The sequence below is a fragment of the Microbacterium sp. NPDC077663 genome, from assembly GCF_044542795.1.
Taxonomy (GTDB): Bacteria; Actinomycetota; Actinomycetes; order Actinomycetales; family Microbacteriaceae; genus Microbacterium.
On record NZ_JBITVE010000002.1, the window covers coordinates 764,585 to 784,973 of the forward strand.

General features: G+C 70.2%; 22 protein-coding genes. 14 read left to right on the forward strand and 8 right to left on the reverse strand.

Annotated elements, in window-relative coordinates:
* Positions 1–63 precede the first annotated feature (63 nt).
* Genes ACIGEP_RS11270 through ACIGEP_RS11285 form a run of 4 tightly spaced genes read left to right on the forward strand, consistent with a single transcriptional unit; the run spans position 64 to position 4,526 of the window.
* Positions 64–1,092, forward strand: coding sequence for a carbohydrate ABC transporter permease (locus ACIGEP_RS11270; RefSeq protein WP_396661705.1), 1,029 nt, complete (start codon positions 64–66; stop codon positions 1,090–1,092).
* A complete protein-coding gene (locus ACIGEP_RS11275) occupies positions 1,089–2,006 on the forward strand; it encodes a carbohydrate ABC transporter permease (protein ID WP_396661706.1) in 918 nt (305 codons plus the stop codon). Before ACIGEP_RS11270 ends, ACIGEP_RS11275 begins: the two co-directional genes overlap by 4 nt.
* 43 nt (positions 2,007–2,049) lie before the next feature.
* The gene (locus ACIGEP_RS11280) at positions 2,050–3,495 is read left to right on the forward strand and encodes a GH1 family beta-glucosidase (protein ID WP_396661707.1); all 1,446 of its coding nucleotides are present in this window, start codon (positions 2,050–2,052) and stop codon (positions 3,493–3,495) included.
* Positions 3,492–4,526 carry a LacI family DNA-binding transcriptional regulator gene (locus ACIGEP_RS11285; RefSeq protein WP_396661708.1) on the forward strand — a complete coding sequence of 345 codons (1,035 nt, stop codon included), beginning with the start codon at positions 3,492–3,494 and terminating at the stop codon, positions 4,524–4,526. The genes ACIGEP_RS11280 and ACIGEP_RS11285 overlap by 4 nt, the downstream gene beginning before the upstream one ends.
* A gap of 6 nt (positions 4,527–4,532) precedes the next feature.
* On the opposite strand, the gene ACIGEP_RS11290 is transcribed toward ACIGEP_RS11285, so the two are convergent.
* The 3 genes from ACIGEP_RS11290 to ACIGEP_RS11300 all read right to left on the reverse strand — a co-directional run bounded on the left by ACIGEP_RS11290 (position 4,533) and on the right by ACIGEP_RS11300 (position 7,784).
* The gene (locus tag ACIGEP_RS11290) at positions 4,533–5,405 is read right to left on the reverse strand and encodes a VOC family protein (RefSeq protein WP_396661709.1); all 873 of its coding nucleotides are present in this window, start codon (positions 5,403–5,405) and stop codon (positions 4,533–4,535) included.
* A 54-nt stretch (positions 5,406–5,459) separates the two neighbouring features.
* Positions 5,460–6,818: a uracil-xanthine permease family protein gene (locus ACIGEP_RS11295; protein ID WP_396661710.1), complete on the reverse strand. Its 1,359-nt coding sequence runs from the start codon at positions 6,816–6,818 to the stop codon at positions 5,460–5,462.
* Positions 6,819–6,893: 75 nt separating this feature from the next.
* Positions 6,894–7,784: a phosphoribosylaminoimidazolesuccinocarboxamide synthase gene (locus ACIGEP_RS11300; protein WP_396661711.1), complete on the reverse strand. Its 891-nt coding sequence runs from the start codon at positions 7,782–7,784 to the stop codon at positions 6,894–6,896.
* Positions 7,785–7,826: 42 nt separating this feature from the next.
* On the opposite strand from ACIGEP_RS11300, the gene ACIGEP_RS11305 reads away from it, so the two are divergent.
* The 3 genes from ACIGEP_RS11305 to ACIGEP_RS11315 are packed head-to-tail and all read left to right on the forward strand — an operon-like array spanning position 7,827 to position 10,537.
* Complete coding sequence (locus ACIGEP_RS11305) at positions 7,827–8,369, forward strand: hypothetical protein (protein ID WP_396661712.1); 543 nt, start codon at positions 7,827–7,829, stop codon at positions 8,367–8,369.
* A gap of 57 nt (positions 8,370–8,426) precedes the next feature.
* Positions 8,427–9,050, forward strand: coding sequence for a PadR family transcriptional regulator (locus tag ACIGEP_RS11310; protein WP_396661713.1), 624 nt, complete (start codon positions 8,427–8,429; stop codon positions 9,048–9,050).
* Positions 9,047–10,537 (forward strand): MFS transporter, encoded by a 1,491-nt coding sequence (locus ACIGEP_RS11315; RefSeq protein ID WP_396661714.1) that lies wholly within the window; start codon positions 9,047–9,049, stop codon positions 10,535–10,537. Before ACIGEP_RS11310 ends, ACIGEP_RS11315 begins: the two co-directional genes overlap by 4 nt.
* An 18-nt stretch (positions 10,538–10,555) precedes the next feature.
* On the opposite strand, the gene purD is transcribed toward ACIGEP_RS11315, so the two are convergent.
* Positions 10,556–11,830, reverse strand: a complete 1,275-nt coding sequence (purD, locus tag ACIGEP_RS11320; RefSeq protein WP_396661715.1) for a phosphoribosylamine--glycine ligase — start codon at positions 11,828–11,830, stop codon at positions 10,556–10,558.
* A gap of 44 nt (positions 11,831–11,874) precedes the next feature.
* Between purD and ACIGEP_RS11325 the strand changes: the two genes are divergently transcribed.
* From ACIGEP_RS11325 to ACIGEP_RS11335, 3 genes are read left to right on the forward strand one after another with little or no spacing between them, the layout of a single operon-like run.
* Positions 11,875–12,228, forward strand: coding sequence for a sterol carrier family protein (locus ACIGEP_RS11325; RefSeq protein ID WP_396661716.1), 354 nt, complete (start codon positions 11,875–11,877; stop codon positions 12,226–12,228).
* 44 nt (positions 12,229–12,272) lie between these two features.
* The gene (locus ACIGEP_RS11330; RefSeq protein WP_396661717.1) at positions 12,273–13,025 is read left to right on the forward strand and encodes an HtaA domain-containing protein; all 753 of its coding nucleotides are present in this window, start codon (positions 12,273–12,275) and stop codon (positions 13,023–13,025) included.
* Between the two features lie 22 nt (positions 13,026–13,047).
* Positions 13,048–13,365: a potassium transporter Trk gene (locus ACIGEP_RS11335; RefSeq protein ID WP_396661718.1), complete on the forward strand. Its 318-nt coding sequence runs from the start codon at positions 13,048–13,050 to the stop codon at positions 13,363–13,365.
* A gap of 10 nt (positions 13,366–13,375) precedes the next feature.
* On the opposite strand, the gene ACIGEP_RS11340 is transcribed toward ACIGEP_RS11335, so the two are convergent.
* The gene (locus ACIGEP_RS11340; protein ID WP_396661719.1) at positions 13,376–13,987 is read right to left on the reverse strand and encodes a zinc-binding alcohol dehydrogenase; all 612 of its coding nucleotides are present in this window, start codon (positions 13,985–13,987) and stop codon (positions 13,376–13,378) included.
* Between the two features lie 75 nt (positions 13,988–14,062).
* Here ACIGEP_RS11340 and purM point away from each other — a divergent pair, with 75 nt between their 5' ends.
* Genes purM through ACIGEP_RS11355 form a run of 3 tightly spaced genes read left to right on the forward strand, consistent with a single transcriptional unit; the run spans position 14,063 to position 17,905 of the window.
* Positions 14,063–15,181, forward strand: coding sequence for a phosphoribosylformylglycinamidine cyclo-ligase (gene purM, locus ACIGEP_RS11345; protein ID WP_396661720.1), 1,119 nt, complete (start codon positions 14,063–14,065; stop codon positions 15,179–15,181).
* A gap of 9 nt (positions 15,182–15,190) precedes the next feature.
* Positions 15,191–16,654 (forward strand): amidophosphoribosyltransferase, encoded by a 1,464-nt coding sequence (purF, locus tag ACIGEP_RS11350; protein WP_396661721.1) that lies wholly within the window; start codon positions 15,191–15,193, stop codon positions 16,652–16,654.
* Positions 16,655–16,672: 18 nt separating this feature from the next.
* On the forward strand, positions 16,673–17,905 hold the full coding sequence (locus ACIGEP_RS11355) for an MFS transporter (RefSeq protein WP_396661722.1): 1,233 nt from the start codon (positions 16,673–16,675) through the stop codon (positions 17,903–17,905).
* A gap of 16 nt (positions 17,906–17,921) precedes the next feature.
* On the opposite strand, the gene ACIGEP_RS11360 is transcribed toward ACIGEP_RS11355, so the two are convergent.
* Positions 17,922–18,131 (reverse strand): DUF3073 family protein, encoded by a 210-nt coding sequence (locus ACIGEP_RS11360; RefSeq protein WP_251577585.1) that lies wholly within the window; start codon positions 18,129–18,131, stop codon positions 17,922–17,924.
* Between the two features lie 146 nt (positions 18,132–18,277).
* On the opposite strand from ACIGEP_RS11360, the gene ACIGEP_RS11365 reads away from it, so the two are divergent.
* Positions 18,278–18,826, forward strand: a complete 549-nt coding sequence (locus tag ACIGEP_RS11365; RefSeq protein ID WP_396661723.1) for a universal stress protein — start codon at positions 18,278–18,280, stop codon at positions 18,824–18,826.
* 13 nt (positions 18,827–18,839) lie between these two features.
* Here ACIGEP_RS11365 and ACIGEP_RS11370 read toward each other — a convergent pair whose 3' ends face one another.
* Both ACIGEP_RS11370 and ACIGEP_RS11375 read right to left on the reverse strand, forming a co-directional pair.
* Positions 18,840–19,442: a PadR family transcriptional regulator gene (locus tag ACIGEP_RS11370; RefSeq protein WP_396661724.1), complete on the reverse strand. Its 603-nt coding sequence runs from the start codon at positions 19,440–19,442 to the stop codon at positions 18,840–18,842.
* Position 19,443: 1 nt separating this feature from the next.
* Positions 19,444–20,295 carry a DUF4097 family beta strand repeat-containing protein gene (locus tag ACIGEP_RS11375; RefSeq protein WP_396661725.1) on the reverse strand — a complete coding sequence of 284 codons (852 nt, stop codon included), beginning with the start codon at positions 20,293–20,295 and terminating at the stop codon, positions 19,444–19,446.
* Positions 20,296–20,389 lie beyond the last annotated feature (94 nt).

A 20,389-nucleotide genomic window follows, 5' to 3' on the forward strand; every position in this document is an offset into this window, starting at 1 on the left:
CGGATGCCGGCCGCCCCTGCAGCGGCCGGCATCCACCATCCACGCCGACCACGGAGACGACACGTGACGACCACAGACATCCGCCCCCGGACCCCGCTGGAGGATCGGCCCGCTCACGCGGATCGTCCGGTCCGTGTGCTCTCGTTCCGCCAGCGCCTCAGCCGGTGGGACGTGAAGGTCTCGCCGTACCTCTACATCTCGCCGTTCTTCATCCTTTTCGCGGTCGTGGGCCTGTTCCCGATCGGCTTCACGGCGATCATCTCGTTCCAGGAGTGGGACCTCATCCGCAACTCCGGCACCTTCGTTGGGGTCGAGCAGTACGCCTGGATCCTGAACGACCCGAAGTTCTGGGTCGCCCTTCGCAACACCTTCAGCATCTTCCTGCTCTCGACGGTGCCGCAGCTGATCCTCGCGGTGTTCATCGCCGCGATGCTCGACCGCAACATCCGGGCCAAGACCTTCTGGCGCATGAGCGTCCTGCTGCCGTTCGTCATGGCGCCCGTCGCCGTCGCGCTCATCTTCAGCAACATGTTCGGTGACGTCCACGGGCTCGTGAACAACGCCCTGACCGCCGTCGGGCTCGACCCCGTCGCGTGGCACAAGGATCCGTTCTGGAGCCACGTCGCCATCGCCACCATGGTCAACTTCCGCTGGACCGGCTACAACGCGCTGATCCTGCTGGCTGCCATGCAGGCCGTGCCCCGCGAATACTACGAGGCGGCCACGGTCGACGGCGCGGGGGCGTTCCGCCAGTTCGTCAGCATCACACTGCCGTCGCTGCGCCCGACTCTCATCTTCGTGATCATCACCTCGACCATCGGTGGCCTGCAGATCTTCGACGAGCCTCGGATGTTCGACAACACCGGTGAGGGCGGGCCCGCCCAGCAGTGGCTCACGATCACGCTGTACCTCTACAACATCGGCTGGGGCGAGTTCAACTTCGGCCGCGCCGCCGCCCTCGCCTGGATCCTCTTCATCATCATCGTGGTGATCGGCCTCCTGAACCTCTTCATCACCCGCCGCCTCGTCCGCGACGAGGGCGGCCGCGGCGTGAAAGCGCCGCGACGCGCACGGAAGGATGCCGCGCGATGACCGCTGTCAGCGAACCGCCCCTCGCCATCGTCGAGGAGAACATCCCCCACGCCTCACGGCGTCGGAGGGGTGAGCGCACCACCCGCATCCGCGGCGTCCGTGCGGGCTTCTGGGTCTACGTCGGCCTGGGGGTCGTGGCCGTGTCGGCGATCTTCCCGTACTACTGGTCGTTCCTCATCGGTTCCGGCGACCAGTTCACGATCAACGACCCCGAGATGTCGTGGATCCCCGGTGCCAACTTCGTGACGAACGCGCTGTCAGTGATGAACGACCCGGCCGTGAACTTCTGGCTGGCCCTGTGGAACTCGGTCTTCAGCTCGACGGTGATCGCGGCATCCGTCGTCGTCTTCTCGACCCTCGCCGGCTGGGCCTTCGCGAAGCTCCGATTCCGCGGCAGCAAGGTGCTGCTGGCCTTCGTCGTCGCGACCATGGCCGTCCCGATGCAGCTCGGTGTCGTGCCCCTCTACATCCTGTTCGCCGATCTCGGCTGGACCGGCACGATCGGCGCCATCATCGTCCCGGCGCTCACCAGCGCCTTCGGCGTGTTCTGGATGACGCAGTACATCGGCCAGACGGTCCCCGACGAGCTCATCGAGGCCGCGCGCGTCGACGGCGCGAGTCAGATCCGGACGTTCTGGACCGTGGGGGTCACCGCCGCGCGGCCCGCGGCCGCGATGCTGTTCCTGTTCACCTTCGTCGGCGCGTGGAACCAGTTCTTCTGGCCGTTCATCGTGCTCGACCGGCAGAGCCCGACCCTCCCGGTCGCGCTGTCGCTGCTGCAGGCGAACTACTTCGTCGACTACTCGGTCGTGCTGGCCGGGGTCCTCCTCGCGACGATCCCACTGATCCTGCTCTTCGTCTTCGCGGGCAAGCAGCTGGTCAGCGGCATCATGGCCGGCGCGGTCAAGGGCTGAGGCGCATCCGGTGAACGTCCTTTCGCAGGAGTACTCTGCCTCCGTGCCCGCACTCGCAGCCCGCCCGTTCCCGACCGGCTTCCTCTTCGGCGCGGCGACCGCCGCCTATCAGATCGAGGGCGCCGCCTTCGAGGACGGTCGCACCGCGTCCATCTGGGACGCCTTCAGCCGCGTGCCCGGTGCCGTGATCAACGCTGACAACGGCGACGTCGCGTGCGACCACTACCACCGCTACCGCGGCGACGTCGCCCTCATGAAAGAGCTCGGCCTCGACACCTACCGGTTCTCCACCTCCTGGTCGCGCGTGCGTCCCGACGGCGGTGCGGTCAACCCCACGGGGATCGACTTCTACGAGCGCCTCGTCGACGAACTGCTCGGCGCCGGCATCCGCCCGTGGCTCACCCTCTATCACTGGGATCTGCCGCAGGCGCTCGAGGAGCGGGGCGGATGGACCGCGCGCGAGACGAGCGAGCGCTTCCTCGAGTACGCGATGTCGGTCCACGACGCCCTCGGCGACCGGGTCACCGACTGGACCACGCTGAACGAGCCGTGGTGCTCGTCGTTCCTCAGCTACACCGGCGGCATCCACGCCCCGGGCCGGTTCAGCATCGCCGACGGCATGCTGGCATCCCATCACCTGCTGCGGGGTCACGGTCTCGTCGTCGGCGAACTCCGCCGACGCGACGCCGCGCTGAACCTCGGCATCACGCTGAACCTCACCGTCGCCGAGGCGGCCGACCCGGCGCGCCCCGAGGACGTCGACGCCGCGCGACGCATCGACGGGCAATTCAACCGCTGGTTCCTCGACCCGATCTTCCGCGGGAGCTACCCCGACGACATCGTCGCCGACATCCGTGCGGTGGACGCCGACGCCGTCGCACGCTTCGAGGCCGCCGTCCTGCCCGGCGACCTCGGCACCATCTCTCAGCCGCTCGACGTCCTGGGCGTGAACTACTACCACGGCGAGTTCGTCGGCGGCACGGCTCCCGCAGACCCGCCGCTGCCCGGCGATGCCCCGACCGACCGCGCCGTGGGCTCGCCGTGGCCGGCGGGCCACGACATCCACTGGTACGAACGCGGCCTGCCGCGGACGGCGATGCACTGGGAGGTGCAGCCCGAGGCGCTGACGGTCCTGCTCGAGTGGGTCTGGAACGAGTACGCGCAGGATGCCGGTACCGCTCTGTTCGTGACGGAGAACGGTGCCGCGTACGACGACGAGAGCGTCGTCGAGGACGGTGCCGTCCGCGTGCACGATGCGGACCGTGTCGAGTTCCTGCGCGGTCACCTCACCGCCATCCTCGATGCGGCCGACGCCGGCGTCGACGTCCGCGGCTACTTCTACTGGTCGCTCATGGACAACTTCGAGTGGGCGTGGGGATACGACAAGCGGTTCGGCCTCATCCGGGTCGATTACGCCACGCAGGAACGAGCCTTCAAAGACAGCGCCCTGGAGTATCGTCGGGTCATCGCCGCCCGAGCGATGGAATGACTGCACTCCGCGAGGTGACCGTGTCCGATACCCTCCACCCCCCGGTGACGATCGAGGAGGTCGCCTCCGCGGCGGGGGTGTCCCGCTCCACGGTGTCTCGCGTCGTGAACGGGTCCACGGCGGTCAGCCCCGCCGCCCTCGCCGCTGTCCGGCGAGCGATCGACGACCTCAACTACGTGCCGAACCGGGCCGCCCGCTCCCTCGCCAGTCGCGCGACGATGGCCATCGCGCTCGTCGTCCCCGAGGACACGACACGCTTCTTCGGCGACCCGTTCTTCGCGGCGATCGTCAGCGGCATCAACACACGGATCTCGAGATCCGACTACGTCCTCAACCTGATCATTGCCAGCGACGATCCGAACGACAAGGCGACCGAGTATCTGCGCAGCGGAGCGGTCGACGGCGCGATCATCGTGTCGCACCACACCAGTGACGCGTTCATCGACCGCATCGCCGCCGCCATGCCCGTCGTCTACGGCGGTCGGCCCGTGCGTCAGCGCGAGCGAGACTTCTACGTCGACGTCGACAACGTCGAGGGCGGTCGCGTCGCGACGCAACATCTGCTCGACCGGGGTCGACGTCGGCTGGCCATGATCACGGGTCCGACGACGATGCCCGGCGGGATCGACCGCCTGACCGGATTCCGAGAGGCGCTGGATGCCGCCGGTGTGTCGGAGGTCGCCGTCGAGGACGGCGACTTCACCGCCGCGGGCGGAGCGGCCGCGGTCACGCGCATCCTCCGGTCGGGAGCGGAGTTCGACGGCCTGTTCGTCGCGAGCGACCTCATGGCGGGCAGTGTCCTCACCGAGCTGACCCGTGCCGGCATCCGCGCCCCCGAGCAGGTCGCGATCGTCGGCTACGACGACTCGCCCGTCGCCACGTCGGTCTCGCCGGCGCTGACGACGGTGCGTCAGCCCTCACTCGAGCAGGGCGAGGTGATGGCGGACATCCTCCTCACCCTGCTGTCGGGCGGGTATCCGCCGCGCGAGACCCTGCTCGAGACGCAGCTGATCGTGCGCGAATCGGCCTGACGGGCGTCACGCGGCGGTCGCATGCAGCGTGTTGTGCCAGGGATCGGTGAAGGTCACCGTGCGACCGTCGTCGGCGATCTGCACGCCGTGATGGCGCAGGCGCTCGCCCAGTTCGCCGAGGCTGTCGGCGCCGGGAAGGGCGAGATCGACCCGCCCCAGCCCGAGCGCCGGCATGCGGGGCCCGGCGCCCCGCGAGTTCCACACGTTCATCGCCATGTGGTGGTGGTAGCCGCCGGCGCTCACGAACAGCGCTGAACCGCTCAGCTCAGCGGTGACGTCGAACCCGAGGGCGTCGACGTAGAACGAGCGCGCGGTCTCGACGTCTCCGACCGACAGGTGCACGTGACCGACGGATGCCGCGTCGTCGGCGGTCGCACCCTCCGCGGCCGCATCGGTCAGGTGCTCGCGGATGAACGCGTTCGGGTCGAGGAAGAGCGTCGCCATCTCGACGCGGCCGTGGGTCCAGGACCAGTCGCTGCGGTCGCGGTCCCAGTAGAGCTCGATGCCGTTGCCCTCGGGGTCGGTGGCGTAGAACGCCTGACTGACGAGATGGTCGGCACTTCCCGTGAAGGTCTGCGGCGCGTGACGCGCGAGCGAGAACAGCGCCGCCGCGAGCGCCGTCTGCGACTCGAAGAGGATCGCGGTGTGGAACAGTCCGGCGGAGCCCGTGGGGGCGTGGCGCAACGACGGCTCGGCGCGGAGCACGACGATCGCGCGGCCGGCGCGCCCGAGGGTCACCGTGTCGCCGTCGGCGCTCAGGACCTGCAGGGTGATGACGTCGCGGTAGAACCGGGTCATCCCATCGAGGTCCCCGACGAGCAGGGTCACGGCGCCCATCGAGGTGTCGGATGCGAGGCGATCCGCTCCGGGTGTATTCATGCGAATCGGTAACGCCGCCAGGCCCCCGGTATTCCGCTGCGCGCGGCGTGGCGATCAGTCCGGGTCGCCGCCCAGCTGGCCGATGGGGACGATCGGACCCCCGTCATCCGCCCCCGTCTTGCGTGCGCGGGCGATCGCGTTGCCGCCGTGGTAGATCGCGAGCGCGGCGACGGTGCCGAGGACGATGCCGCCGAACTGCAGCAGGCCGAGGTCCATGGTGAAGTTCGCGATCGCGATGACGAAGGCGACGGCGACCGTGTACTGGTTGACCGGACGCGAGAAGTCCACCTGGTTGTCGACCCAGATCTTGATGCCGATGACGCCGATGAGGCCGTACAGCGCGGTCGTCACGCCGCCGATGACACCGCTCGGGATCGTGAACAGCACGGCACCGACGACGGGCGAGAACGACAGGAGCACCGCGATGATGCCCGCCACCCAGTAGGCCGCGGTGGAGTAGATGCGGGTCGCCGCCATGACGCCGATGTTCTCGCCGTAGGTCGTCGTGCCCGAGCCGCCGAAGGCTCCCGCGAGCGTGGTCGCGAGACCGTCGGCGAGCAGCGCGCGGCCGGTGCGGTTGTTCACCGTCGGGTCGCCGGTCATGGTCGCGACGCCGCGGACGTGCCCGACGTTCTCGGCCACGAGGACCAGGACCACCGGCAGGAACATCGGGAGGAGACTCCACGCGACCGGGTCGGCGAACGAGGGGAGGTGGAAGGCGGGGAGACCGAACCACGCGCCGTCCTCGATGAGCTCGGCCACATCCGAGAAGTCGATCCGTCCCATGATCAGCGCGGCGACGTACCCCACGACGACACCGAGGAAGATCGAGACGCGACCCAGGATCCCGCGGAACAGCACAGCGAACAGGATGCAGGCGACCAGTGTGATGGTGGCCAGCACCGCGTCGGTCTGGAAGTTGTTCCAGGCGGCGGGCGCGAGGTTCAGTCCGATGAGGGCGACGATCGCGCCCGACACGACCGGTGGCATGAGCTTCTCGAGCCAGCGCGTGCCGGTGGCCTGCACGAGGAAGCCGACGCCGGCGAGCAGGATGCCCGCGATGAACACGCCGACCAGCGCCTGCCCGATCTGCTCGGGGCTGTCGAGCGGCTTGCCGTCGCCCGGGCCGAACGCGGTGATGGGGGCGATGAAGGCGAACGACGATCCGAGGTAGCTCGGGAGGCGGTTCCGGGTGAGGAGGAGGAACAGCAGCGTCCCGAGACCCGAGAAGAGCAGAGTCGTGCTGACGGGGAAGCCGGTCAGCAGCGGAACGAGGAACGTCGCACCGAACATCGCGACGACGTGCTGGGCGCCGACCGCGATCGTCGTGCCCCAGCCGAGGCGCTCCCGGGGGGTGACGACGGCACCGGGGGCGACGCGGCGGCCGTCGCCGTGGAGGGTCCAGATGGGCATGCGTGTGCTCCTCAGGTCGGGGGATGCCTGGGTCAGGCTACCTGGGAGCGGGCTGAGTGCGTGCGAGCGACGCCGTCAGGACGTGAGGCGTTCGAGGAGCTCGCGGTACTTGGCCGCCGTCTGGGCGACGATTCCCTCGGGGACGACGGGCGGCGTGCCCTGCTTGTCCCAATTCCCGGCCAGCCAGTCGCGGACGATCTGCTTGTCGAAGCTCGCCATGCGCGCGGCGGGGCTCTCGCCGGTGCGCCAGGTCTCGGCATCCCAGTACCGCGAGGAATCACTGGTGAGCACTTCGTCGGCGAGGGTGAGGACCCCGTCGGCGTCGAGGCCGAACTCGAACTTCGTGTCGGCGAGGATCAGCCCCTTCGCCTCGGCGAGGGCCGCGGCCCGGCGGTAGATCTCGAGCGAGGCGTCGCGCAGCTGTGCCGCCCGATCAGCGCCGACGAGCTCGACCGTGCGCTCGAACGAGATGTTCTCGTCGTGCTCGCCGAGCGGGGCCTTGTACGCGGGGGTGAAGATCGGCTCCGGCAGGCGGTCACCGTTGCCGAGTCCCGCCGGCAGCGCGATGCCGCAGACCGTGCCGTCGGCCTGATACTCCGCCCATCCCGAACCGGTGAGATAGCCGCGGACGACGCACTCGATCGGCAGCATCTCGAGCGAACGGACGACCATGCCGCGCCCCCCGGTCTCGGCGGGCGGCGTCTGGCCGGGCAGGAGGTGGTTGGCGATCGCGCGGCCGCCGTCGGCGCCCGCCAGCTGATCGAACCACCACAGCGACAGCTCCGTGAGGAGCGCGCCCTTGCCAGGGATCGCCGGCTCGAGGACGTGGTCGAACGCGCTGACGCGGTCACTCGCTACGACGAGCAGCCGCCCGTCGTCACCTGCCTCGGCGGGCCGGTAGAGGTCGCGGACCTTGCCCGAGTACACGTGGGTCCATCCGGGGAAGGGGGTCGCGGCATCCGTCACCAGCCCATTATGTCGGGCGCGCCGACCGCGTACCGTGGCGGGATGCGTCGCCGACTGCTCGCCCTCACCGCCCTCGCGCTGTCGATCGCGCTGGGCGGCTGCGTCTCGACGGCCTCGGTGGATGACTCCGCGCCGACACCGTCGTCTTCCCCGACCTCGTCCGCGAAGCCCGCGCCGACCCCGACCCCGACCCCGACGCCGGAGCCCGAGGTCTCGCCGGACCCCACCTACGGCATTCCCGTGGAGGACCCGCTCGAGGCTTCGCGTCTCGTCTTCGAGAGCGATGCGGTCGGCGTCGACCCCGTGACCGTCGTGAGTGTGTCGGCCAGTGCGGTGAGGGACCAGGAGTACGTCCTCGAGTTCGACTGCATCCCGCGGGACGCCACCATCACGCTGTCCCTCTCGCCGGCCGTCGGCGAGGACGACCCGCCGGTGAACTTCAGTGGACCGATCGCGGTCACGCAGGGGTGCAGTGCCCCGGGCCGGACGGCGGGCATCCGCGTCGATCGGATGGTCGGCGTCCAGATCTCGATGAGCGGCGACGACGTCTCGCGAGCATGGGCGGTGCTGCGACCCGCCGAGTGATCCATCGTGTCGACGGACCGGCGTATAGTCCACATGGACTAATACGTGGGAGGACGCATGGCACGCGAGAAGGCGACGCTGACGCCGACTGCCGTCATGCTCCTCGCGCTCCTGCACGAAGACGACATGCACACGTACGAGATGGTGCGCCTGCTCCGCGAGCGCCGTGCCGACCGGCTGATCGCTCTCACCCACGGCACGATCTACCACACGGTGGCCCGTCTCGAGCGGCAGGGTCGCATCGTCGAGGTCGGCAGCGACCGCGACGGCAACCGTCCCGAGCGCACCACGTACGCGTTGACGGATGCCGGGGCCGCCGACCTGATCGCTTGGATCCGTCGCGAGCTGGTGTCCATCGATGACCCCGACCGGTTCCGGATCGCCCTCACCGAGGTTCACAACCTGCCCCGTGACGAGGTGCTCGCGCTGCTCGCGGAGCGCCGGGAGCTGCTCGCGGCATCCCGGGACGCCCATCGCAGCGCCCGCGATCACGCGATCGCGCACGGATCCCATGCCCAGTTCCTCATCGAGGTCCACCGCCAGGCGGCCCTCCTCGATGCCGACATCAGCTGGCTCGACGAAGCGGTCGAGTTCATCCGTCGTCCCGACACCGTCTGGGGTGTCGTCGACATCCCCGTCACCGACCGCTATCTGGCACAGAGAGAAGCCGCACGCGCATGAGCGAGAGCACATCCACCGTCCGCACCCCGGGCGCATCCGCCGCACCCGTGAGCCCGTGGCCCGCCCTCTGGGCGCTCGTCATCGGGTTCTTCATGATCCTCGTCGACACGACGATCGTCTCGGTCGCCAATCCGGCGATCAAGGCCGCCCTCGACCCCTCGACCTCCAACCTCGACAACGTCGTGTGGGTGACGTCGGCCTACCTGCTGACGTACGCCGTGCCGCTGCTGGTCACCGGACGCCTCGGTGACCGGTTCGGGCCGAAGAACATCTACCTCATCGGTCTCGCGATCTTCACCCTCGCCTCGCTGGCGTGCGGGCTGTCGGGGTCGCTCATGGCCCTGATCCTCGCGCGTGCCGCGCAGGGCCTCGGTGCCGCGCTGATGACGCCGCAGACGATGGCCGTCATCACCCGCACCTTCCCGGCCGAGCGCCGCGGCGCGGCGATGGGCCTGTGGGGCGCGACCGCCGGCGTCGCGACCCTCGTCGGGCCGCTGGCGGGCGGTCTGCTCGTCGACGGATTCGGCTGGGAGTGGATCTTCTTCGTCAACATCCCCGTGGGAGTCGTGGCTTTCGTGCTCGCGTGGCGGCTGGTCCCGCAGCTCGAGACGCACCCCCACCGGTTCGACGTCCTCGGGGTCGTGCTCAGCGCGGTCGCCCTGTTCCTCATCGTGTTCGGGCTGCAGGAGGGTGAGCACTACGACTGGGCCGCGTGGGTGTGGGGGATGATCGCCGCCGGCGTCGTCGTCCTGGCGGTCTTCATCTGGACGCAGGCCACGACCAAGAGCGAGCCCCTCGTTCCGCTGGGGCTCTTCCGCGACCGCAACTTCGCGATCTCCAATCTCGCGATCGCGGCCGTGGGCTTCACCGTCACGAGCATGGCTCTGCCGATGGCGTTCTTCACCCAGCTCGCCCGCGGGCTGACGCCGACCGAGTCGGCGCTGCTGCTCATCCCGATGGCGGTGCTGTCGGGTGTGCTCGCCCCGTTCGCGGGTCGGATCCTCGACCGCGTCGACCCCCGCGTGCTGCTGGTCCCCGGACTGGCGCTCATGGCCGTGGGCCTCGTCGGCTACTCCCTGCTGATGAACACCGAGGCGCCGATCCTCCTCCTGCTGATCCCCTCGGCGATCATCGGCGTCGCCAACGCAGGGATGTGGGGGCCGCTCGCGACGACGGCCACCCGCAACCTGCCGCCGCAGCAGGCGGGTGCCGGCTCAGGCATCTACAACACGACCCGCACGATCGGATCGGTCATCGGGTCCGCGGCGATCGCGGCGGTCATGCAGTCGCGCCTCGAGGCGAACCTGCCGGGAGCCGGCGACGCCGCGGGCGGCGACTTCGGCGGCGGGGGCGGGATGCCGCCCGTCGTCGCCGAGGGGTTCTCCGCCGCGATGGCGCAGGCCATGATCCTGCCGGCCGCGGTCATCGCGATCGGTGTCGTGCTCGTGCTGTTCCTACGCCGCCCGGCGCACCTCGCGCAGCGCTGAGGAGCCGCCGCGCCGCGCTCAGCGCGCGGCGCGGAGGGCGATGTCGCGGCGGTAGTGCGCGCCCTTGAGGGAGATGTGCTCGAGGGCCGCGTACGCCCGCTCGCGGGCGTCGGCGAGGTCGGCACCGACGGCGACGACGTTCAGCACGCGCCCACCGGTCGCGAGCAGCCCGCCCTCGTCGGTGGCGGCGGTCGCCGCATGGGCCAGATGCACGCCCTCGACGGATGCCGCTGCATCCGTCCCCTCGATGACGCGACCGGTCTGCGGGGCATCCGGATACCCCTCGCTCGCGAGGACGACCGTGACGGCGGCCTCAGGGGAGAACACGGGCGCGGGCTCGGATTCGAGCGTGCCGGCGGCGGCGGCCAGCAGCAGGCGCGACAGCGGGCTGCGCAGGCGCGCCAGCACGACCTGAGTCTCGGGGTCGCCGAAGCGGGCGTTGAACTCGATGACCTTGACGCCGGCGTCGGTGAGGATGAGGCCCGCGTAGAGCAGTCCGATGAACGGGGTGCCCTCGGCATCCAGCTGGCGGATGACGGGCTCGGCCACCTCGGCCGTCACCTGCGCCACGAATTCGGCCTCGCTCGCGAACCGGTCGTCGAGCCAGGGGAGCGGCGAGTACGCGCCCATGCCGCCCGTGTTCGGGCCCTCGTCGCCGTCGTGGGCGCGCTTGAAGTCCTGCGCGGGGCTGAGCGCGCGGACGGTGTCGCCGTCCGAGACGAAGAAGAGCGAAACCTCGGGACCGGCCAGGAACTCCTCGACGAGCACCGGACCCGACACCAGGTACGTGTCGGCGTGGGCGAGCGCCGCGTCGCGATCGGAGGTGACGATGACGCCCTTGCCGGCCGCGAGGCCGTCGGCCTTGACGACGTAGGGGGCGCCGAACTCGTCGATCGCCGCTGCCACCTCGTCCCGGGTGTGCGCGCGGGCCGCGCGACCGGTCGGGACACCCGCGGCATCCATGATCCGCTTCGCGAACGCCTTCGATCCCTCGAGGCGGGCGGCGGCCCTGCCGGGTCCGAAGACCGGGATGCCGCGCTCGCGGAGGGCGTCGGCGACACCGGCGACCAGGGGCGCCTCCGGACCGATGACGACGAGGTCGATCGCGGCCTCGTTCGCATAGGCGGTGACGGCGGCCGGGTCGTTCTGGTCGAGGCCCGCGACGATCGTCGCGTCAGCGGCGATGCCGGCGTTGCCGGGAGCCGCGAAGATCTCGTGCCCGGCGCCTTCGGCGACGAGGGCGAGGATGATGGCGTGCTCGCGCGCGCCCGAGCCGAGGACCAGGATCTTCACCCCGTCAGCCTACCGACCGGCCTGTGCGCGTTACGGTGGCAGCCATGGCCCGCACGATCAGCACCGGCGACGGACGCGACGCGCTCGCCGCGGTCGCCGCCGGCACGGCGACACGCCCCGAGACGGCGACCGCCGTCCGCTACCTGTTGCAGCTGCTGGTCGAGAAGGCGCCGGGCAACTCGGTCGAGGTGCGGGTTCCGCCCTTCGGCGCCGTCCAGGTCGTCGAGGGTCCGCGCCACACCCGCGGCACTCCGCCGAACGTGATCGAGACGGATGCCGCGACCTGGATCGCGCTCGCGACCGGACGGGCCGCCTGGGCGGATGCCGTCACGGCCGGCGCCGTCCGCGCGTCGGGCGTGAGAGCGAACCTCGACGGGCTGCTGCCGCTGCGGCCCTGAGGCGGGACGCCGCGCCGGTACCATCGCCTGCGGAGAGGATCCCCATGCAGGTACGGCACCCCCGGAGCGCCACCGGTTCCCTCGTCGTCGCGGTGATCGGTGCGGCTCTGGTCTTCCTGGTGCCGGCGGCACCCGCGTACGCCGCGGCGCCGACCTGTGTCGTCTCCGACGCGCGGGTGGTGTGGAACGTCGGTGCCGATGAGCTGCGGACCGACGGTGCGATCACGGCGGACGGCGGGGTGCTCACCCTCGACGGCGGTGCCGGCGTGCTCGAGCCGGTCGGGCCCTCGGGGAGCGTCAGCTTCGACGGCACGCTCGGCTACACGAGCGCGGCGGGCGTCGAGACGACGCTCTCCGCCCCCACCCTCGTGATCGACGGCGGCGCCGGGAGCCTGCTCTTCGACGTTCAGCCCGACGGGACCGAGCTCATCCCGCAGGCTGCGCTCGCCGAGGTCGACCTGCGCGCCGTGGCGCTCTCCGAATCGAGCGACACGATCAACGTCGACGGCGTCGACGCGCAGACCGGCGCCACCGCGGAAGGACGCGACGTCCTCTGGGCCGGGGAACTCGGCGACCTCGACCTCACGGTGACCGCGGACTGCACCACGGTCAGCGATGCGGTGGCCGTCGAGGAGGAAGAAGAGGATGCTGCGGCCCCCGGCATCCTCGTCCCGTTCATCGTCGTCGGGATCGCCGCGGTCGTGACGGTCGTCCTCGCTGTCGGATCGGTCCAGCGGCGCAAGCGCAACAGCGCCCGCGCGGCACAGCCGGAGACGGTCGGCGACCCGCGTCCCTGAGGCGCGGGTGGACAATGGACACATGGCCGAGCACTCCGAGACGCACGTCGAGTCCGCAGAGCTGCGGCGCACCCCGAGGTTCGCGGCGTTCTTCGCGGTCGGGGCGGCCCTCGGCATCCTCGTCGCCCTGATCCTCACCTTCGCGTTCGGCGACGGAGCGATCAGCGAGAGCACGGGAGCGCGTTACTCGCAGAGCCAGGTGTTCGGCTTCCTGCTGCTCTGGTGCGTACCCGCCGGTGTCGCGCTCGGCGCTGTGGTCGCGCTCGTCTTCGACCGCGTGCTGAGCAAGAGGCACCGCACCGTGCGGATCGAGCGCGAACGCGTCGAGGAAACGGACTGACCCGACGCGGTCAGGCGAGTTCGGCGATGATCGGCTGGATCGCCGGATCGAAGGCGGCGACATCGCCGCGCAGTCCGTCGGTCACCGCGATGGTCAACGAGCCGATCCACCAGACGCCGCGCTGCGTGAGCGGCAGGACCTGCACATTCAGCTCGAACGAGTGCGCGCGACGCCCCACCCGGCGTTCGTGTTCGGCGATCGCGCTCGCGTACGCGCGGTAGCTGCTGGCCGAGCCGGCCCTCGCCTGCATCGTGTAGCGGTCGCTGGCCCATCGCGCGAAAGCGACGGCGTCGGCGGCGAGGGGCGCCATTGCGGCGCGCAGTTCGTCGAATCCGTCGACGGGAAGCACCGCGAGGGTCTCGTATCCGCCGACGAGATCGAGGGGAACGGGGGAGGGGTGCGCCTGCGGCTCGACGGCCATGGCCCAGTAGGCGAGCCACTGCCGCTGCAGCAGACGCGCGTCGTCATCGTCGCCGGCGGGCGGCGCGGCGGGGGCGCCGCGAAGGTGAGGCAGCTCCTCGGGGGCGCGGATGCCGAGCGCCTGGCGCACGAACAAGGCGACGAGCACCGTCGTGCTCGCGTCCTCTCGCACCACCCATTCGGGCCGCTCAGCCCCGCTCATGGCGACATCCTATGGCGCAGCTGTGGTCTCGGGCCGCTCCCACGGGGAAGCAGGGGGTGCGGCGGCCGGTAGGCTGTGCAGGTGGCCTCGACTCCCACCGATCCCTACTCCGCTGCCGGCGTCGACACCGCGGCGGGGGACCTCGCCGTCGAGTTGATGAAATCGGCCGTCCGTCGCACCCAGGGCCCCGAAGTCCTCGGCGGTGTCGGCGGGTTCGCCGGCCTCTTCGACGCCTCCGCCCTTCTCGGGTACACGAAACCCCTCCTCGCGACCTCGACCGACGGCGTCGGCACCAAGGTCGCGATCGCGCAGGCCATCGACAAGCACGACACAATCGGCCAGGACCTGGTCGGCATGGTCGTCGACGACATCGTCGTGGTCGGCGCGAAGCCTCTCTTCATGACGGACTACATCGCGACGGGCAAGGTCTTCCCCGAGCGCATCGCCGACATCGTCCGCGGCATCGCCGACGGGTGCTCGGCCACCGGCACTGCTCTCGTGGGCGGCGAGACCGCCGAGCACCCGGGTCTGCTCGGCATCCACGACTACGACGTCGCGGGCGCGGCCACGGGTGTGGTCGAGGCGGATGCCGTCCTCGGCGCCGACCGGGTGCGCTCCGGTGACGTCGTGCTGGCACTCGCCTCGAGCGGTCCGCACTCCAACGGGTACTCGCTGATCCGTCACATCATCGCGAACGCGGGCGTCGGCTACGGCGACAACGCCGCCGACTTCGGCCGGACCTGGGGCGAGGAGCTCCTCGAGCCGACCCGCCTCTACACGTCGCCGCTGCTGCGGGCGATCGACGCCCATCCGGGCGCCGTCCACTCCCTCAGCCACGTCACGGGCGGGGGCATCGCCGCAAACCTCGCGCGCGTGCTGCCGGTCGGCACCTGGGTCGACGTCGACCGCTCGACCTGGTCGCCGTCGCCGGTCTTCCGGGTCCTCGCCGAGCTCGGCGGGCTGTCGCTCGAGCAGACCGAGGGCACCTGGAACCTCGGCATCGGCTTCCTCGCCGTCGTCTCGGCCGAGGCCGCCGACGCCGCGGCATCCACCCTCTCCGCGGAGGGCATCCACACCTGGCAGGTCGGAACGGTGTCGGATGCGGCACTCCCCGACGGTGACTACGAGCAGGGCGCGAAGGGCGTCGACGGCGGCGCGGTCCGCCTGGTCGGCTCCTACGCAGAAACGGACTGAGCTACTCCTATGTGCGGAATCGTCGGCGTCGTCGGACAGGGACCCGCCAACCAGGAGGTCTACGACGCCCTGCTGCTGCTGCAGCACCGCGGACAGGACTCCACCGGCATCGCGACCGCCGAGCCGAGCGGCGTCTTCCACATCGCGAAGAACCGCGGGATGGTGCGCGAGGCGTTCCGCACGCGCGACATGCGCTCGCTCCTCGGCACGATCGGCCTCGGTCACGTCCGCTACGCGACCAAGGGCACGGCGTCGAACGAGGAGGAGGCGCAGCCGTTCTACGTGAACGCCCCCTACGGCATCGTCCTCGTCCACAACGGCAACCTCACGAACACGCGCGAGCTCACCGAGGAGCTGTTCCGCACCGACCGCCGGCACCTCAACACGAGCTCCGACACCGAGCTGCTCGTCAACGTCCTCGCCAACGAACTGCAGACGGTCATCTCCGGTCTCGAGCTCGACCACGAGCAGATCTTCGACGCCGTCGCCCGGGTGCACCAGCGCGTCGAGGGTTCGTACGCCGCGATCGCGCTCATCGCCGGCTACGGACTGCTCGCGTTCCGCGACCCCTTCGGCATCCGTCCCCTCATCCTCGGCACGCGGCGCGCCGAGAACGGCCGGTACGAGTGGACGGTCGCCTCGGAATCCCTCGTCCTCGAGAACGGCGGCTTCGAGGTCGTGCGCGACGTCGAGCCGGGTGAGGCCGTGTTCATCGACCTCGACGGCAACCTCTTCACCAAGCAGTGTGCGCCGAGCCCGAAGCTCGTACCCTGCTCGTTCGAGTACGTCTACCTCGCCCGACCCGACTCGGTCATGAACGGCATCTCGGTCTACGAGGCCCGGCTGCGCATGGGCGAGCGCCTCGCCGACACCATCGCGAAGTACACGCCCGAGGGGTCGATCGACGTCGTCATGCCGATCCCCGACTCCTCGCGCCCCGCGGCGATGCAGGTCGCGCGCAAGCTCGGCATCGAGTACCGCGAGGGCTTCTACAAGAACCGCTACATCGGGCGGACGTTCATCATGCCCGGCCAGGCGATCCGCAAGAAGAGCGTGCGACAGAAGCTCAACGCGATGTCGACGGAGTTCAAGGGCAAGAACGTCCTGCTCATCGACGACTCGATCGTGCGCGGCACGACGTCGCGGGAGATCATCCAGATGGCGCGGGATGCCGGTGCGAAATCGGTGACGTTCGCGTCGGCCGCGCCCCCCATCCGCTTCCCCCACGTCTACGGCATCAACATGCCGTCGCGGCACGAACTCGTCGCGTACAACCGAACGATCCCCGAGATCGCCGAGGAGCTCGGCTGCGACTACCTCGTCTACCAGGAGATCGAGGACCTGCGGGCCGCGATCCTCGACGGGGCGCCGGACGTCGAGGACCTCGACATGAGCTGCTTCGACGGCCGATACGTCACCGGCACCGTGAGTGACGAGTACCTCGCCTGGGTCGAGGGCACGCAGGAGTCCTGAGCCGCCTAGGCTGAATCGGTGACGTCCCTCGAACCCCTCGCTGTGCGACGGGGTCGGATCCTCGCCGTCGTCGGCATCGTCCTGCTGGCCTTCTCGCTGCGCTCCGCGGTCGCCTCGCTCTCGCCGCTGTTCGATGCGATCGGCGAGGACTTCACCCTGCCGGCGGCGGTGCTCGGCCTGATCGGCACCGTGCCACCGCTGTGCTTCGCGGTGTTCGGTCTGCTCGCCTCCGGCTTCGAGCGCCGATTCGGGCTCGAGCGCACGACCCTGGTCGCACTGGGCGCGGTCGCCCTCGGGCTGGTGGCTCGGTCCGCGGCGACGGACGCGTACGGCCTGTTGCTCGGCTCGGCGCTCGTGTTCGCCGGCGTCGGGGTCGGCAACGTGCTCCTGCCTGCGCTGGTGAAGAAGTACTTCGCGGACCGCATCGGACTGATGACGACGGTCTACTCCACGATGATGGCCATCTCCACGTTCGTTCCCCCACTGGTCGCGGTGCCCGTGGCGGATGCGGCGGGCTGGCGCACCTCGCTCGGCCTGTGGGCGGTCTTCGCACTGGCAGGACTGGCGCCCTGGATCGTGCTCGCCGTACGCGCCCGCCGCGCGGCGCTCGCCGAGGTGGACCTCGAACCCGTGAGCACGCGGGTGTTCGGGCGCATGTGGCGGCTGCCCACCGCGTGGGCGCTCGCCGTGACGTTCTTCGTCTCGAGCGCGGTCGCCTACACCTCGTTCGCCTGGCTGCCCAAGATCCTCGTCGACACGGCGGGGGTGACGCCGCAGGTCGCGGGCACGCTGCTCTCGCTGTTCGCGTTGATCGGACTGCCCGCGTCGCTCGCCGTGCCGGTGCTGGTCGCCCGCAGAGACGTCGTGCTGCCGCTGTTCCTCATCGCGGCGGCATCCGGAGTGCTCGGGGCCGGCGGGCTGCTGGTGGCCCCGGCATCCGCCCCGTGGCTCTGGGTCACGCTGCTCGGCATCCTGCCGCTGCTGTTCCCGCTCGTGCTGACCTCGGTCGGCCTGCGGACGCGGACGCACGACGCGACGGTCGCGCTGAGCTCGTTCGCGCAGAGCCTCGGCTACGGCGTGACGATGCTGATGCCGATCGGCGTCGGCCTCATCCACGACGCGACGGCGTCGTGGACGGTTCCGCTGATCATGCTCGTCGTGATCTCACTCCTCGCCGTGCCGGCGGGCGTCGTGATCGCGCGACGGAAGACGGTCGAACAGGAGTGGGAACAGCGCCACGGAACGTGGTGAATCGGCGACCGAGCGGTCAGGCCTTCTCGAACGAGGCCGAGGCCGGGGCCGACGGGTCTTCTTCGTCGTCCTCGTCGGCGTACTGGTCGGCCCACTTGTCCTCGTACTGCTCGTCACCGGGCGCGCCGAGCTCCCGCTCGAGCGCGTTGATGTTCAAGCTGTACGTGTCGTACTTCAGCTCACGGGCGATCTTGGTGTTCTTCGCCTTTTGACGGCCACGCCCCATGCGTAACCCCCTCATTTCACGAGTGCGGGCTTGGTCCGGCAGCCCGACGAGTCACAGTCCGGCAGTGGCCGGGAAGAGTAGCATTCAGGGTACCACGGAGCGTTCGCACCGCCCTCGCGGCGGTGATCACGGAAGGGTGATCCGACATGTCCGATGCCGTATCGCAGCCGCAGGTCCGACGACCACACCGCCCCGTCATCGCGGGCATCGTGCCCGGCCAGCCCCCGCGCGTGCTCCGCGAGGCGGCTCAGTACGCCCGGCTCCACGGCGCGGCCCTGCTCGTCGCCCACGTCGACGTCACCCGGTTCGTCTCCTACGAGGATCCCGACGGCTACGTGCACACGGCGCCGATCAACCTCGACGCGATCCCCAGTGAGGCGCTCGAAACCCAGCTGCGCGAGCAGGCGATCGCCGCGCTCTCCGGCGTCGAGGTCGCGTGGTCGATCGAGATGCTCGCGGGCGATCCGGCTCTGGCGATGAAGGACCTCGCCGAGCGGACCGAGGCCCGCCTGATCGTCGTCGGCACGCGCAAGCGCGGCATCGGCGATTCGATCCGGGAGTTCTTCACGGGTTCGGTGGCGGCGCGACTCGCACACCGTCAGCCGCGCCCGGTCCTCGTCGTCCCCCTGGGTGAACCCGTGAAGGACGACGAGGATCCGTGGCGCGGGCGGCAGGACTGGGCCGAAGAGCTCTGACCGGGCGGGTGACTCAGCCGCGCAGCGCGCGGCGGACGGCGTCCGACGCCTCGGCGAGACCTGCTGCCAATTCGTCCACGACGGATGCCGCGAGCTCGCCGCCGCGTGCCACGTGACCGCGCAGGTCGGCGCGCAGGTCGGCGCGGAACTCGGCCAGGAGCTCGTCCGCGCGTCGCACCTGTTCGCGCGAGGCGGCACGCGGGTCGGGTGTCGTGGGGGCCGCGGGCCGGCTCGGAGCAGCGGATGCCGCGGCGAGGTCGGCCTGCAGGCTGCGCATGGCCTCCCGCACTCCGGCGCGCACCTCGTCGGCGATGAGGCGCACGCTGTCGGCGAGCCCGGCCTCGATCCCGGCGAGGTCGTCCGCGCGCGAGGCCACCTCGGCGCGACCGGCATCCGTGATCTCGTAGACCGTCTTGCGCCCGTCGACCGTCTTGGTGACGAGCCCCTCTTCTTCGAGCTTCGACAGGCGCGGGTAGACGGTGCCGGCGCTCGGTGTGTAGGTGCCACCGGTGCGGTCGGACAGCGCCTGCATCAGGTCGTACCCGTGGCGGGGCGCCTCGTCGAGCAGACTCAGCAGGTAGAGACGCAGGTCACCGTGCGAGAAGACGGGGGGCATCTCAGTACTCCTCCGTGACGGGGGCTTCGTCGGTGATCGCCGAGGTCACGCGTCGGATGACCGAGATGTCGCCCGAGACGGTGTTGGCGCGGACCTCCGCGAACGACCCGCTGAGCTCGCCGACCGACGCGCTGTAGTTCGAGCCGATGCCGCTCTGCGAGCGGTCGACGCCGTCCACGAGGAGCTTGCCGCTGACCGTGCGAAGCGTGTACTTGGCGGCCACAGCCTCGTCGAGGCGCAGAGTGGCCGCGCCGCTGACCGTGTTGAACGAGACGTTCTGGGTCGGTCCGCTCGAGTCGATGAGAACGGCACCGCTCACGGTGTCGGCGAACGCGGTGCGGATCGTGCCGGCGGCCGTGATGGCCCCCGAGACCGCGTTGGCGTTCAGAGTGCCGGTGAGACCCCGCATCTGCACGTCGCCCGAGACCGAGTTCACCGTCACGTCGCCGGTGAGGCCGTCGACGATGATGTCGCCCGAGACGGTGTTGAGCTTCGCATCGGTGGCGAGCCCCGCGACGAGGGCGCTCGCGCTGACGACGCCGAGGTTCAGGGCGATCTCACGCGGGACGGCGATGCTCACCTCGGCCTGGGGGCCGCCGCTGCCGAAGTTGCGGAAGGAGGAGAGGAAGTTGTCCCACCGCAACTGCGCGTGGTCGATCTCGACCGCGCCGTCCTGGGCCTCGATGCGCAGCTCCTTCTGCGTGACGGAGTGGACTTCGATGCGGACACCGGGCTCGTCGTGGGCGACGACGTCGACCTGTCCGCCCACGAGTCCCACTTTCAGTCGACGGATGCCGTCGAGGTCGATGACGCGGGTCTCCCCGGGCTGGATCAGCCACTTCTCGAGAGTCATGTTGTCTCCTGGAGTCGGTCGCGAATCAAGATATATCGCGTTGGAGCGAGAGTAACACGATATATCTCGAATTGTCGAGATCCGCCGGCGACCG